The organism is Paracoccus sp. MC1862, assembly GCF_016617715.1.
Classification (GTDB): Bacteria; Pseudomonadota; Alphaproteobacteria; order Rhodobacterales; family Rhodobacteraceae; genus Paracoccus.
In genome coordinates this window covers 1576577-1590958 of record NZ_CP067225.1, presented here as the reverse complement: position 1 = coordinate 1590958, position 14382 = coordinate 1576577, and the positions used below count along the sequence as shown (strand labels likewise).

At 68.9% G+C, this 14382-nt stretch carries 9 protein-coding genes, 1 tRNA gene and 1 riboswitch; of the genes, 5 read left to right on the top strand and 5 right to left on the bottom strand.

What is annotated here, in order from left to right:
- Nucleotides 1-246: 246 nt before the first annotated feature.
- Together recJ and JGR78_RS07905 are read left to right on the top strand one after the other, a co-directional pair.
- Nucleotides 247-1989 (top strand): single-stranded-DNA-specific exonuclease RecJ, encoded by a 1743-nt coding sequence (gene recJ / locus JGR78_RS07910; RefSeq protein WP_182804862.1) that lies wholly within the window; start codon nt 247-249, stop codon nt 1987-1989.
- A 110-nt stretch (nt 1990-2099) separates the two neighbouring features.
- A tRNA-Glu gene (locus JGR78_RS07905) sits at nt 2100-2174 on the top strand.
- Between the two features lie 175 nt (nt 2175-2349).
- Here the strand turns inward: JGR78_RS07905 and JGR78_RS07900 are convergent.
- Nucleotides 2350-2757 carry a cupin domain-containing protein gene (locus JGR78_RS07900; RefSeq protein WP_182804860.1) on the bottom strand — a complete coding sequence of 136 codons (408 nt, stop codon included), beginning with the start codon at nt 2755-2757 and terminating at the stop codon, nt 2350-2352.
- Nucleotides 2754-3620 (bottom strand): NAD(P)-dependent oxidoreductase, encoded by an 867-nt coding sequence (locus JGR78_RS07895; protein WP_182804857.1) that lies wholly within the window; start codon nt 3618-3620, stop codon nt 2754-2756. The genes JGR78_RS07900 and JGR78_RS07895 overlap by 4 nt, the downstream gene beginning before the upstream one ends.
- Nucleotides 3621-3740: 120 nt before the next feature.
- Here JGR78_RS07895 and JGR78_RS07890 point away from each other — a divergent pair, with 120 nt between their 5' ends.
- Both JGR78_RS07890 and JGR78_RS07885 read left to right on the top strand, forming a co-directional pair.
- Entirely contained in the window at nt 3741-6338 is a 2598-nt protein-coding gene (locus JGR78_RS07890; RefSeq protein WP_182804853.1) for a penicillin acylase family protein, read from the top strand.
- Between the two features lie 66 nt (nt 6339-6404).
- Entirely contained in the window at nt 6405-7022 is a 618-nt protein-coding gene (locus tag JGR78_RS07885) for an HNH endonuclease (RefSeq protein WP_182791922.1), read from the top strand.
- Nucleotides 7023-7141: 119 nt separating this feature from the next.
- Here JGR78_RS07885 and metK read toward each other — a convergent pair whose 3' ends face one another.
- The 3 genes from metK to JGR78_RS18615 all read right to left on the bottom strand — a co-directional run bounded on the left by metK (nt 7142) and on the right by JGR78_RS18615 (nt 12350).
- Nucleotides 7142-8308, bottom strand: a complete 1167-nt coding sequence (gene metK, locus JGR78_RS07880) for a methionine adenosyltransferase (protein ID WP_182804851.1) — start codon at nt 8306-8308, stop codon at nt 7142-7144.
- Between the two features lie 3 nt (nt 8309-8311).
- Nucleotides 8312-8363: riboswitch (SAM-SAH riboswitch) on the bottom strand.
- Between the two features lie 31 nt (nt 8364-8394).
- Entirely contained in the window at nt 8395-9963 is a 1569-nt protein-coding gene (lnt, locus tag JGR78_RS07875) for an apolipoprotein N-acyltransferase (RefSeq protein WP_234450918.1), read from the bottom strand.
- An 8-nt stretch (nt 9964-9971) separates the two neighbouring features.
- Nucleotides 9972-12350 (bottom strand): DEAD/DEAH box helicase, encoded by a 2379-nt coding sequence (locus JGR78_RS18615; RefSeq protein WP_182804846.1) that lies wholly within the window; start codon nt 12348-12350, stop codon nt 9972-9974.
- 273 nt (nt 12351-12623) lie between these two features.
- Between JGR78_RS18615 and argS the strand changes: the two genes are divergently transcribed.
- Nucleotides 12624-14366, top strand: coding sequence for an arginine--tRNA ligase (gene argS / locus JGR78_RS07865; RefSeq protein ID WP_182804844.1), 1743 nt, complete (start codon nt 12624-12626; stop codon nt 14364-14366).
- Nucleotides 14367-14382: the final 16 nt, after the last annotated feature.

Sequence of the window (14382 nt, the reverse complement as noted above, 5' to 3'; positions counted from 1 at the left end):
CGGTGAAAGCCACCGGACCCATCTCGCGGAGAAAACGGCCGTCAAGGCTGTCTCTCCTCCGGGTGTGCGGAAGCCCACCGGAACACTTCCGATCCTCCGCAGCCATCTGTTCTTCGAACGGGGTCGAATATCCCGCAGAGGCTCGGGCGTGTGAAACCCCTTTCTTTCTGGCGCGCTGTTTCACAACAGCGGGACGTCGCCCCATCGGGCTTGCGCCCGGGCACCGGCTTGGCGACAAGCGGCGGCATGACCACCTTCCTTGATGTCGAACGCTCTCTGACCGGCCGCCGCTGGACCGGCCCCGATCCCGCCGGGGAACGGATCGCCGAAGGGCTGGCGCAGGCGGCGGGCCTTCCGCTGCCCGTGGCCCGCATCCTCGCCGCCCGTGGCGTCACGCCCGAGGACGCGCCGGGCCATCTCGACCCGCGCCTGCGCGACCTGCTGCCCGATCCCCTGCGCCTGCGCGACATGGGCCTGGCCGCCGAGCGGCTGGTCGCCGCAGTCACATCGGGCGAGCGCATCGCCGTCTTCGCCGACTACGATGTGGACGGCGGCGCCTCGGCGGCGCTGATCCTCTGCTGGCTGCGCGCGCAGGGGCGGGACGCGACGCTTTATGTCCCCGACCGCATCGACGAGGGTTACGGCCCCAACGCCCCGGCCATCGACAGGCTGGCGCAGAACCACACGCTGATCGTCTGCGTGGACTGCGGCACGCTCAGCCACGAGGCGCTGGCCGTCGCGCGCGCCCGTGCCGACGTGGTCGTGCTGGACCATCATCAGGGCGGCGAGACCCTGCCGCCCGTGCTGGCCGTGGTGAACCCCAACCGCGCGGACGAGGACGGCGCGCTGGGGCATCTCTGCGCGGCCGGGGTGGTCTTTCTGACGCTGGTGCAGGCCAACCGTGTCCTGCGCGCGCAAGGGGCGCCCGAGCCCGACCTGATCCCGCTGCTCGATCTGGTGGCGCTGGCGACCGTGGCCGACGTGGCCCCGCTGGTGGGCGTGAACCGCGCCTTCGTGCGGCAGGGGCTTGCGATCATGGCCCGCCGCGCAAGGCCGGGGCTCGTGGCGCTGTCGGACGTGGCGCGGCTGGACAGCGCGCCCTCGGCCTTTCACCTGGGCTTCCTGCTGGGTCCGAGAATCAACGCGGGCGGACGGGTGGGGCGGGCGGACCTGGGCGCGCGATGCCTCAGTTCCACGGACCCGTCCGAGGCCGGGGCGCTGGCGCTGGAACTCGATGCGCTGAACCGCGAGCGGCGGGCGATCGAGGGCATGGTGCGCGAGGCGGCGCTGGCGCAGGCCGAGGCGCGCGACGATCCCGTGCTGTCCTGGGCGGCGGGCGAGGACTGGCATCCCGGCGTCGTCGGCATCGTCGCCGCGCGGCTGAAAGAGGCGACGGGCCGGCCCTCGGTCGTGATCGGCGTCTCGGGCGGCGTCGGAAAGGGCTCGGCCCGCTCGGTGCCGGGCGTGGACCTTGGCCGCGCCATCCAGCGGCTTGAGGCCGAGGGGCTGATCACCCGCGGCGGCGGCCACGCCATGGCCGCCGGTCTGACGGTCGAGCCGGCGATGATACCCGCGGCTATGGCGCGGCTGTCCGAACTCGTCGCGGGCGCGGTGCAGGGGGAGGGCGGGGACGCGTTGCGCATCTCGGGCCTGCTGGACGCCCGCGCCGCTACCCTCGACATGATCGAGGCGCTGGACCGCGCCGGTCCCTTCGGCGCGGGCGCTCCTGCGCCCCGCTTCGCGCTGTCGGGCCAGATCATCGAGCGCGCCGACACGATGGGCGAATCCCACCTGCGCCTGCGCACCCGCAGTCCCGGCCTGGCCCCGCTGGACGCGGTCGCCTGGGGCGCGATGCAGGGGCCGCTTGGCCCTGCGCTGCTGGCGGCAAGGGGGCGCCGCCTTCATCTCGCGGGGAAACTCGAACTCTCGGTCTGGGGGGGGCGCCAGCGCGTCCGCCTGCGTCTGGATGACGCCGCCGAGGCCCCCTGACGCTTCACGGGAATTTCGGCAAGGCGATGAATTTTCTGCTTGCAGCCACGCCTGGCTTTGCCTAGATACCGCTCCACGCCGCGCGGCCAAGGCTGCAGACGCGAAAAGGTGGCCCGTTCGTCTATCGGTTAGGACGTCAGGTTTTCAACCTGAAAAGAGGGGTTCGACTCCCCTACGGGCTGCCACTTTCCCTTTATAGCAAGAAGCTGGCCGTTCATGGTGCGGTCTTTGGCGATCTGGTCGCCGAAGATGGCGAGGGCTCCGCCGCCGGTTCAGGTCACCTGCCCACAGCATCGAACACTGTCGGGCTCATGTGGCCGGGATGGACATGAACGAGGGCAATGGACCTCCGCTTCCCGGTCAGGCTGAAAAGCCGCGGCCGGCACCCAGCACGGGGTCATGCGGCGGCCGGGGTAGGGTGATCGAGGGGTCGCCCTCGCCTTTCTGCATGTCCGGGGTAACACCGCCCGGACAGGCGCCGACTAAGGCGAAATTGTCGCTCTGGCCACGGTTGCAATGGGCCAGCCCGGCGGGGACCACGACCACGTCCCCCGCCTCGATCCGGTGAATCTCGCCAGAAGGGCCGCCAAGCTGGATGTCGGCCCAGCCCGCGTAGCAGCCCAGCGCCTCATGCGTCGTCGCATGGTAGTGGTGAAACTCGTGGACGCCGTTCCGCCAGGCGCCGGTCCAGCCGTTCGCCGCAAACCTGTTCTCGAACCACGCGGGGCGCGGCTCGCCCACGCCCTTGTGGACGACCGGCGCGGTCACCGGCGCAGCCGCGCGATCAGGGATGAGGTGTCCCAGCGGCCGCCGCCCATCCCCTGCACGTCCTTGTAGAACTGGTCCACCAGCGCGGTGACGGGCAGGCTCGCCCCGGTTTCGTTGGCGGTCGCAAGGCAGATGCCAAGGTCCTTGCGCATCCAGTCCACCGCGAAGCCGAAGTCGTATTTCCCCTCGGCCATCGAGGCATGGCGGTTCTGCATCTGCCAGCTTCCGGCGGCGCCCTGGCTGATGACCCCGACCACCTCGGGAATCGAAAGGCCCGCGCGTTCAGCGAAGTTCAGCGACTCGGCAAGCCCCTGCATCAGTCCCGCAATGGCGATCTGATTGCACATCTTTGTCAACTGCCCGGCACCCGAGGGCCCCATCAGGCGGCAGATGCGGGCATAGGCGGCCATCACCAGCTCGGCGCTGGCGTAATCCTCGGGCGAGCCGCCGCACATGATGGAAAGCTGCCCGTTCTCGGCTCCCGCCTGACCACCCGAGACCGGCGCGTCCACGAAGCCGAGGCCCGCCGCCTGCGCCACCACCGCCAGCTCGCGCGTGACCTGTGCCGAGACCGTGGTGTGATCGACGAAGACCGCGCCCTTGGCCATACCCGCGAAGGCGCCGTCCTCGCCGGTGCAGATCTGCCGCAGGTCGTCGTCGTTGCCGACGCAGGCCATGACGAACTCGGCCCCCTTGGCTGCGGCGCGGGGCGTCGTCGCGTGGCGGCCCTTGTGGCGGCTGGACCAGGCCTCGGCCTTGGCGGCGGTGCGGTTGTAGACGGTGACCTCGTGCCCTGCGGCGGCAAGATGCCCCGCCATCGGAAAGCCCATCACGCCCAGTCCCAGAAATGCCACCCGCGCCATCAATCCCTCCGGTCTGCCGCGTTGAAAAGCCGCGGCCGCTGCCCTATCAGCCTTGCACATTCCATTGCCTCCGCGCCCCGGTCAACCGGCGCCCGCCGATTTCAAGGACGTTCCCCGCCCATGCTCTTGCTGTTTCGCTGGCTGGTCCGGCTGACCATCGGCCTGATGATCGGGTTCGTGGCGGCCGTGGTGCTGGCGTGGTATTTCGCCGTCCGCTCGCTGCCCGACTATGACGCGCAATTCGCGCTGGAGGGCCTGCGAGCGCCGGTCGAGATCGTGCGGACGACCGAGAACGTCCCCCATATCCTTGCCGCGACCGACCACGACGCCTTCTTCGCGCTGGGCTTTGCCCATGCACAGGACCGGCTGTTCCAGATGGTGGTGCTGCGCCGCGCCGCGCAGGGGCGGCTGGCCGAGATGTTCGGCGATCGTGCCTATGCCGCCGACGACCTTGCCCGCAGGCTTGGACTGTGGCGGAACGCGCAGGCCTCGGTCGAGGCGCAGGACGAACCCACGCAGGCCGCGCTGCTGGCCTATGCCGACGGGGTCAACGCCTGGGTGCAGCAGGTGAACGAAGGCGCACGGGGCCGAGGCGCGCCCGAGTTCTTCCTGCTGCCGGGCGACATCGCCTATTGGCAGCCGGCGGATTCGCTGGCGATCCTCAAGCTGGTGGCGGCAGGCGCCTCGGGTCAGATCCGGGCCGAGGTGACGCGGGCGCGGGTGTCGATTGCCGCCCCCCAGCGGGCGGGCGATCTGGTCGGCGCGGAAGGCGAGCCGCCGCTGCCCGGCTATGCCGCGCTGTTCGGCAGCGGTGCCCGCTTCGTCGTGCCGCCCGAAACCCCTGCGCCGGACTGGTTCGACTCGCTGGTCGGCTATGTCGGCGTCGGTCTGGGTGCGACTGCCAATGCCTTTGCCGCCGCAGCCGAGCGGACAGCGGCGGGTGCGCCGCTGCTGGCGAACGATCCCCATGTGGCGCTGACGGCGCCCTCGCTGTGGTATCTGGCGCGGATGGACCTGCAGGCGGGCAGCGTCATCGGCGGCACGATCCCCGGCATTCCGGCGATCTTGGCCGGGCGCAACCCCGGCCTTGCCTGGGGGCTGACCCCGGCCTGGGTGGACGATCAGGACATCGTGATGGAGGAGGTGCAGCCCGGCGCCCCCGACCGCTATCTGGGCGATGGCGGCTGGCGCGATTTCAGCACCCGGCACGAGATCATCCGCGTCCACGGCGCAAGCGACCGCCGCATCACCCTGCGCGAGACCGAGGCCGGCCCCGTCATCCCGCCCGCGCAGCTTGGTCTGGCCGGGGTGACGCCTATGGGCCATGTCCCCGCGCTGCGCTGGACCGGGCTTTCGACCGCCGACACCACCATGACCGCGCTGGTCGCGCTGATGCAGTCACCGGACCGCGCCGAGGCGCAGCGGGCCGCCCGCGGCATCGTCGCCCCGGCGGTCGAGGTGACGCTGGCCGACGAAGACGGCATCGCGCAGGTCCTTGCCGGGGAGATCCCGCGCCGTGCCGCCGAGCATCCGACAGCGGGTCGAATGCCCGCGCCGGGGCGTGATCCGAATGTGCGCTGGCTCGATCCCGTTGCCCCCGACGATCCGCTGAGGGCCACCGCGCTGTTGCAGGGCATGGTGGCCGCGACGGGGGCCGAGCGGGCCGCGGGCGCAGGGATTGCGCTGATCCCGCCGCCCGGCGGCACCGCATCGGATGGTTCCGATCCGCAGGCCGCGCTGACGACCATCCCTGCCTCATCCTTCGAAGAGACGAACCCTGCCGCCGGCACCGGCGAGGGGGCCACCCGCCCCCCGAACCTCGGGTATGACCGCGATGATCCGCTGCGGCTGTCGCGGCTGTCTCGGCTGCTTGCTGCGCGCGAGATCCATTCACGCGACAGTTTCATCGACGCGCAGCTCGATACGGTCAGCCCCACCGCCCGTGCGCTTCTGCCGATCGTCGGCGCCGAGCTGTGGTTCACCGGCGACCCTGCTGCGCCGGGCACCCCGGAACGCCAGCGGCAAGAGGCGTTGGCCCTGCTGGCCGAGTGGGACGGCAATATGAGCGAGCATCTGCCCGAACCGCTGATCTATTCCGCCTGGATGCGGCATCTGCAGGAGCGGCTGATCCATGACGAGCTTGGCCCGCTGGCCGGCGAACTTGGGGGCAGGTTGCAGCCGTCCTTCATCGACCGCGTGTTCCGCGACACGGACGGGGCCTCGGCCTGGTGCGACGTGGCCCAGTCCGCCCCCGTCGAGGACTGCGCCACCATCGCCCGGCAGGCCATGGACGCGGCCCTGATCGACCTGACGGCGCGCTTCGGGCCGGATGTGGAAAGCTGGCGCTGGGGCGACATCCATGTGGCGCGACACGAACATCCCGCGCTTGGGAGGATGCCGGTGATCGGATGGGTGGTAAGCCTCGTCCAGTCCACCTCGGGCGACGGGTCGAGCATCGCCCGCGCGCCCACGCTGGGGGGCGGAACGAACCCCTGGGCCGCAGTAGGGGGGGCGGGCTATCGCGGCGTCTACGACCTCGCCGACCCGGACAGCTCGGTCTTCGTGATCGCCACCGGGCAGTCGGGCCACCCGCTGTCGCGCCATTACGACGACCAGGCCGAACGCTGGCGGCGGGGCGAATATGTGGCGATGTCGCTGGACCCGACGCTGGCACGGGCAGGGGCAGTGGGCGTGACGGTGCTGACGGTGCAAGAGTGAGCGCCTTCACATCACAGGAGCGTATGCCGGACTATCCTGGTAAGAAGGAAAACAAGAGGGAAAGACATGCTCGTGCCAACCAGATGGGAGTGGAGCAGTCCCAAAGCCCAACGCAAGCTGCATACCGTTGAGGATCACATCCTGTGTACATATTCCATGTTGGTGGTCACGCGGCGCATGATGGTAAGTGCAAAGGCTGGAAAGCCAAACCCCTATCCAGACGGCCGGACTAAAGCCGCCAATATCACGATGTCGGATTTTCGGAAGCGAAGAAAGAACATCAGCAGCCTCGATCGGGATGATGCGCTGGCGCAAGACGCGCAGCCGATCTGCGCACACCTCGGCTGCATTGCCCCGACCTATCATTGGGATCATCTAATACCAAGAAGCAGACTGAAGGGTCACAACATCCCGCTCAATCAGGTGCGCTCTTGCCCGCGATGCAATACAAGCCGTGGAAACCAAGAGCTGATGGCGTGGCATCAACGGTACTTCACGTTCCCGAGCCTCGCCGTGCTGAGGAGGTATTTGAAGATATGTTACTTCTATTCGACACAGCATGGGTGTCTTGATCAGCCTGTCGAGGAAGCAATCCTCGATGGACTTCCGTTCGATCCGCGCAACCTGCCGCGCAAGTTCCCACCTGTCGAGAACCTTGTATGGGACTACGGCTACAGCGAATAACCTTCGGCCAGTTCGGCGTTCTGGTGTCGGCCAAGCTGGTGGCCTGACATCTTCCCGGCATGAAAAGCGCTCCATGGTCCGCTGGAAGCTCCCGCGGACCACTTCGATTACCGAGATGATCAGACCGCCTTCTTCAGCGCCTCGGCCAGATCGGTGCGTTCCCAACTGAAGCCCCCATCCGCCTCGGGTGCACGGCCGAAATGGCCGTAGGCGGCGGTGCGGCGATAGATCGGGCGGCACAGGTCCAGTTTGTCGCGGATGCCCTTGGGGGTCAGGTCCATGACCTCGCCCACCGCGCGCTCGATTTCCGCGTCGGAGATCTTGCCGGTGCCGAAGCTGTCGGCATAGATCGACAGCGGCGCCGCGACCCCGATCGCGTAGCTGAGCTGGATCACGCAGCGATCCGCCAGCCCGGCCGCGACCACGTTCTTGGCCAGATAGCGCGCTGCGTAAGCCGCCGAGCGGTCCACCTTGGTCGGGTCCTTGCCGGAAAACGCGCCGCCGCCGTGCGGGGCCGCGCCGCCATAGGTGTCCACGATGATCTTGCGCCCGGTCAGCCCCGCATCCCCGTCAGGGCCGCCGATCACGAAGGTGCCGGTCGGGTTGACGTGCCAGACGGTGTTTTCCGTCAGCCAGCCCTGGGGCAGCACTTCGCGCACATAGGGTTCCACGATGGCGCGGATGTCGTCCGAGGTCTGCGCCTCTTCCCTGTGCTGGTGGCTGACGACGATCTGCGTGACCTCGACGGGTTTGCCATCCTCGTAGCGCAGGGAAAGCTGCGACTTGGCGTCGGGGCCGAGCGTCGGTTCCGCGCCCGACTTGCGCGCCTCGGCCAGCCGGCGCAGGATCGCATGGGCATACTGGATCGGCGCCGGCATCAGTTCCGGCGTCTCGTTCACTGCATAGCCGAACATGATCCCCTGGTCGCCCGCGCCGCCGGTCTGGACCCCGCCCCAGATATGGGCGGACTGTTCGTGCAGGAAGTTCAGGACGTGGCAGGTGTTCCAGTGGAACTTTTCCTGCTCGTAGCCGATGTCGCGGATGACGCCGCGGGCGATCTCGGGGACGTCGCCCATGACCTCGGCCAGCCGGCCCTCGTCCTTCAGGCCGATCTCGCCGCCGATCACCACGGTCGCGGTGGTGGCGAAAGCCTCGCAGGCGACGCGGGCCTCGGGTTCCTCGGCCAGCAGCGCGTCGAGAACCGCGTCAGAAATCTGGTCGCACAATTTGTCGGGATGACCCTCCGAGACGGACTCGGAGGTGAAGACGTAGTTCTGACGGGACATGAACGCTCCATTGGGATCAAGACCGTGCCACGCCAGGAAGCCGTTGTGGGGGTCATGCGTGGGCCTACGCGAGCGGCCCGGTCGAGTCAATGCCTGCGCCTGCGGGCGATGGCAAGCCAACCGAGCGCCATTGCCATCAGCGTCAGCATCGGCGCATCGCCCCAGCGCCACCACAGGGTCGGTGTCAGGGCGCCCGGCAGCCGCGCGTCGATGATGCCGGCCTGATCCAGCGGCAGAACGGCCCGGATCTGTCCGCGGGCGTCGATCACAGCCGAGATGCCGGTATTGGCCGAGCGCAGCACCGGCAGACCCGACTGGATCGCCCGCAGCCGCGCCTGCGCCAGATGCTGGTAGGGACCGGACCAGGTGCCGAACCAGGCGTCGTTGGTAATCTGCAGGATCCACTCGGGGCGATGGCCGCGCAGGAGGTGACGTTCGAAGATCGTCTCGTAGCAGATCATCGGCTGGAAGGGCGGCAGGCCGTCCAGCGCCAGCACCTGCGGGCCGGGGCCTGAACTGTAGCCGTTGCCGTATTGCGCCGCGAAGGCGGTGATGCCGAAGCGCGCCAGTGCATCGCCCCAAGGGATGTATTCGCCGAAGGGGACAAGGTGGAACTTGTCGTAGACCGCGCCGATGCGGGCGTCGGCGGTGAACTCGGCCAGGCTGTTGAACCAGGCCGAGCCTTCGCTGCGCTGGATGCCGGTGATCGTGGCGGCGCCTGAAGCCGCGGCGATGTCGGCCAGCATCGGCCCGGCGTCCTCCAGCAGGAAGGGCACGGCCGTTTCGGGCCAGACAACGGCATCCGGCCCCCCGGTCCCGAGTTCGGGCTTGAGCGGCAGCGCCGAGAGGCTGGTCAGGCGTTCGTAGAAGATGGGCGCCCACTGGGGGTGCCACTTCAGGGTCTGGTCGGCGTTCGGCTGGACCAGACGGATGATCCGGGGCTGGTCGGCGGGCAGGGACTGGTTCAGCCGCGCAAGGCCCGCGAACCATGCCGCCCCGATCAGCATCGCCGCATTGGCGAGGCCGGGAAGCAGGGCTGCCGGCCCGTTCGGGGAGCGCGAGGGCCGCGTCCCAAGGACGATCAGCAGCGCCGCGCCCATGGTCAGCGCCGAAAGTCCCATGGCCCCGAACCATGCCGCGATCTGCCCGGCTGGCGTGTCGATCCAGACATGGCCGGTCAGCGCCCAGGGAAAGCCGGTGAAGATCCAGCCCCGCAGCCAGTCAGAGATCAGGATCGCCAGCGCCAGGGCTGGCGCGCGGCTGCGCCGGTCCCGGCCCGACCGATGCGCGATCCATGCCGGAACCGCCCAGAACAGCCCGCCCCCCAGCGCCATGAGGATCAGGGCAAAGGGCGACATCCAGCCGTAGATCTCGGCTTCGACAAGGAACGGCTGGGTGATCCAGAACAGCGCCAAGGCGAAATGCCCCGCGCCGAAAGCCAGCGCCCGCAAGCCCGCCCCGCGGGCAGAGGCCACCCCCGACAGACGCCACAGCATGGCGGCCAGCGCAAGCACCGTCAGCGGCCACAGCCCCCACGGCGCCTGGCCCATGGCGGCAATGACGCCGATGGCGAAGTCGGTCGCAATCCGCCCGGCCATCACGGTCCCGCCGGGGCGCGCAACGGTTTTGGCAAGCGGCGCGCCGGCCGGCTGCATTCCTTCCGTCAGGCTTGCGGGGCCGAGTCCGAGACCCGGTCCGCTTCGGTCTGGTCTGCATCCGGCTCGGGCTGGTCGCCCTGAACGGTCTGCAGGCCAGAAGCAGCAGCGTCGCCTTCTTGGTCGATGTCCGCGCGGGCCGAACCTTCCATCGGAACGCCTGCTGCCGCGTCGGGGTAGCCATCTTCCTGCTCTGCCCGCGCATCCCGGCTATCGGCGGATGCTTCCGGGGCTGACCCGATGTCCGGCGGGTTTGCGGCCTCGTCGATGTTCAGGGCCGTGACCTCTCCGGAGCCTGCGTCCCGCCCTTCTTCGGCTGCGGGGGTTTCGGAAGACCCGGCAGGCGCTTCGGGCTGCGGGGCCTCGGCGGCTCCGGCTTCTTCGACGCTTGGGTCGGCCTTGGCAGGCTTGCGGCGGCTTCGGGTTGCACGGGGCTTCGCGGCAAGCTTGGCCTGCTTTGCAGGCTTGGCCTTGGCCGGCGGGGCTTCTGCGTCACCCTCGGGCTGAGCCGCTTCCGACGGGGCGTCCTGCGCCGGGGCATCTGCGGCAACTTCGCCTTCAACCGCAATCTTGGGCACCGCGGCCTCGGCCCCTGCGTCATCCACCGCCTCGACCGGCTCCGCGCTTTCCACAACCGCGTCAAGCGCCTGATCGTCGGCCGCCTGCTCTTTCACGGCCCGACCCGAACGGCTGCGGCGTGACCGCGTGCGCTTGGAGGGCGCAGTCGTCTCGGCCTCACCATTCCCGTCGGCCTTGCCAGACGCGGCTGCATCTTGCCCATCGGATTCTGCAGCACTTGCCTGTTCGCGCGGCGCGTCCTCGTGGCGCTGCGCCGCACTGGTCATGCGGGCCTCGGTCACGACCAGGGCGTCGTTGAAGCTGGTCAGCAGGAAGTCGGGCGTATGATCGCCCATGCCCGTCACCGCCGGACCCCGGTCGCGGGGGCGCCTGTCGTCGCGGCGTTCCTCGCGCGCAGGCTCGCGCCGCTCGTCCCGGCGGTCGCGGCCGCGGTCCTCGCGTTCCTCGCGGGCGCCGTTGCCTGCGGGTTTGCGGCTTTCGCCAGCGCTGCCGGCCTTGGGTTCCTGGGGCACGGGGCTTTCGATCACCTCCGCCTTTTCCCTGGCCGGCTCCTCCCGCGCCGGACTGCGGCGAGCGCGCGTGCGGGTCGGCGCTCCACGCTGGTTGCCGCGCTCGGACGCGGGGCGAGGCGGTTTCTGGGCCGCGTCGGAAAGCTGGAAGCCTTCAGGCCCCGGGACGCGGGGCAGGGTCTGCTTCACCAGCGTCTCGATGGCGGTCAGGTATTTTTCGTCCGAGGGTGTGCCGATGGAAATGGCCGTGCCCTCGCGCCCCGCCCGGCCGGTGCGGCCGATGCGGTGGACATAGTCCTCGGCATGGCTCGGCAGGTCGAAGTTGATGACATGGCTGACCGCCGGGATATCCAGCCCCCGCGCCGCCACGTCCGAGGCCACGAGGAACCGCAGCGTCCCTTCGCGGAAGCCGTCCAGTGTCGCGGTGCGGACGCGCTGGTCCAGATCGCCGTGGATGGGGGCTGCGTCATAGCCATGCGCCTTCAGCGACTTGGCGACGATGTCCACGTCGGTCTTGCGGTTGCAGAAGATGATGGCGTTCTTGAGGCTTTCGCCCTCGGCGTCGATCAGGGCCCGCAGCAGCTCGCGCTTCTGCTTGGCGCTTTGATCCCGGCGGGTGGGGGTGATCTCGACCAGCTTCTGGGTGATCGTTTCGCTGGCCGTCGCCTGGCGCGCGACCTCGATCCGCTCGGGGGCGTGCAGGAAGGTGTTGGTGATCCGTTCGATCTCGGGCGCCATGGTGGCGCTGAAGAACAGCGTCTGCCGGGTAAACGGGGTCAACTGGAAGATGCGTTCGATATCCGGGATGAAGCCCATGTCGAGCATCCGGTCGGCCTCGTCCACGACCATGATCTGCACGCCGGTCAGCAGCAGCTTGCCGCGTTCGAAATGGTCCAGCAGGCGGCCGGGGGTCGCGATCAGCACATCGACGCCGCGGTCGATCAGCTTGTCCTGTTCGCCAAAGGACACGCCGCCGATCAGCAGCGCCTTGGTCAGCCTGGTGTGCTTGGCATAGGTGTCGAAGTTCTCGGCCACCTGCGCGGCCAGTTCACGGGTGGGGCAAAGGACCAGCGAACGCGGCATCCGCGCCCGCGCCCGACCGCGGCCCAGCAGGGTGATCATCGGCAGCACGAAGCCCGCCGTCTTGCCGGTGCCGGTCTGGGCGATGCCCAGCACATCGCGGCCTTCCAGCGCAGGCGGGATGGCGCCCGCCTGGATCGGCGTCGGATTCTCATAGCCCGCCTCGGCAATCGCCTGCAGCACCTTGGGGTCGAGCTTGAGATCGGAGAATTTGGTCATAGGCGTCTTTCGAAAGGAGGTGTCGCTGTCCGACGCGCGAGTTCGCGCGATATGCGGGACGCGGCCTTCCATGCGCCCCTCGGTTGCCCGCCGGATGCGGGCCTCGCGCAACTACCGCAGAACCGGCCGCAGGTCAATGAAAAGCGCGATCGGATGCAGGTGGGGGCCTGCTGCGATGGTGTCAAGTTGCGCCCGGGCGGGGCGTTCATTTCCCGGCGCGGTTGCGGCGGGCAGGCGGCTTCGCTATCGCAGGACGGACAGAATGAGAGACCCATGAATATCTTCGCCGATATCCGCGCGCTGGTGATCCAGGCGCTGACCGACATGACCGAACAGGGCAGGCTGCCCGCCGGCCTGGACTTCGCCGCCGTCGCGGTGGAACCCCCGCGCGACGCCGCCCATGGCGACATGGCCACGAACGCCGCGATGGTGCTGGCAAAACCCGCGCGGATGAAGCCGCGCGAGATCGCCGACCTGCTGGCCGCCCGCCTGACCGGCGATCCCCGCATCGCAAGCGCCGAGGTCGCGGGGCCGGGCTTCCTGAACCTGCGCCTTGTCCCCGGCACCTGGGCCGAGGTGCTGCGCGCGGCCCTGTCCGCCCCCGGCGACTATGGCCGCGTCCCTGCGGGGAACGGCCCGCGCGTCAACGTCGAGTTCGTCAGCGCCAACCCCACGGGTCCCATGCACGTCGGCCACATGCGCGGCGCCGTCTTCGGTGACGCGCTGGCGAACCTGCTGCAGTTCGCGGGCGAGGACGTGACCCGTGAATACTACATCAACGACGGCGGCGCGCAGGTCGATGTGCTGGCCCGTTCCGCCTATGAACGCTACCGCGAGGCGCATGGGCTTGAACCCCAGATCGCCGAGGGTCTCTATCCCGGCGACTACCTGATCCCGGTGGGCGAGGCGCTGAAGGTGCGCCATGGCGACAGCCTGCTCGACCGCCCCGAATCCGTCTGGCTGGCCGAGGTGCGCGACTTCGCCACCGAGGCGATGATGGACATGATCCGCGAGGATCTGGCGCTGCTGGGCATCCGCATGGACGTCTATTCCTCGGAAAAGGCGCTTTACGGCACCGGCCGGATCGAGGCCGCCATCGACCGGCTGCGGGCCGCAGGCTTGATCTACGAAGGCACGCTTGAGCCGCCCAAGGGCAAGACCCCCGACGATTGGGAACCGCGCAAGCAGACCCTGTTCCGGTCCAGCGCCCATGGCGACGACGTGGACCGGCCGGTGAAGAAGTCGGACGGCTCCTGGACCTATTTCGCCCCCGACATCGCCTATCACTGGGACAAGATCGACCGGGGCTTCGACCAGTTGATCGATATTTTCGGGGCCGACCATGGCGGCTATGTCAAGCGGATGCAGGCGGCGGTCTCGGCCCTGTCGAACGGCCGGGTGCCGCTGGATGTCAAGCTGATCCAGCTGGTCAAGCTGTGGAAGAACGGCGAGCCGTTCAAGATGTCCAAGCGGGCCGGGACCTTCGTCACCCTGCGCGACGTGGTGGAACAGGCGGGCCGCGACGTCACCCGCTTCCACATGCTGACGCGCAAGAACGACGCGGCGCTGGATTTCGACTTCGATCGCGTGCTGGAACAGTCCAAGGACAACCCGGTCTGGTATGTCCAGTATGCCAGCGCCCGCATCAACAGCGTGCTGCGCCGGGCGGGCGACATGGGTGTGGACATCTCGGACGCCGCGCTGACGCGGGCGGTCTCGGATCTGGAACACCCGGCCGCGCAGGCCTTGGCGCGCCGGATCGCCGAATGGCCCCGCACCGTGGAAATCGCCGCCCGCGCGCATGAGCCGCACCGGATCGCCTTCTACCTTTACGACCTCGCGTCGGACCTGCATGCCTTGTGGAACCGCGGCAACGACGAGGCGACGCTGCGTTTCGTCCAGGATGGTGACATCGCCGCAACAGCGCCGAAAATCGCGCTTGCCCGCGCAGTCGGCGTTGTCATTTCGGCTGGTTTGACTATCTTGGGCGTCACGCCGGCCAAGGAAATGCGCTGACCGAAGACGCATCCGG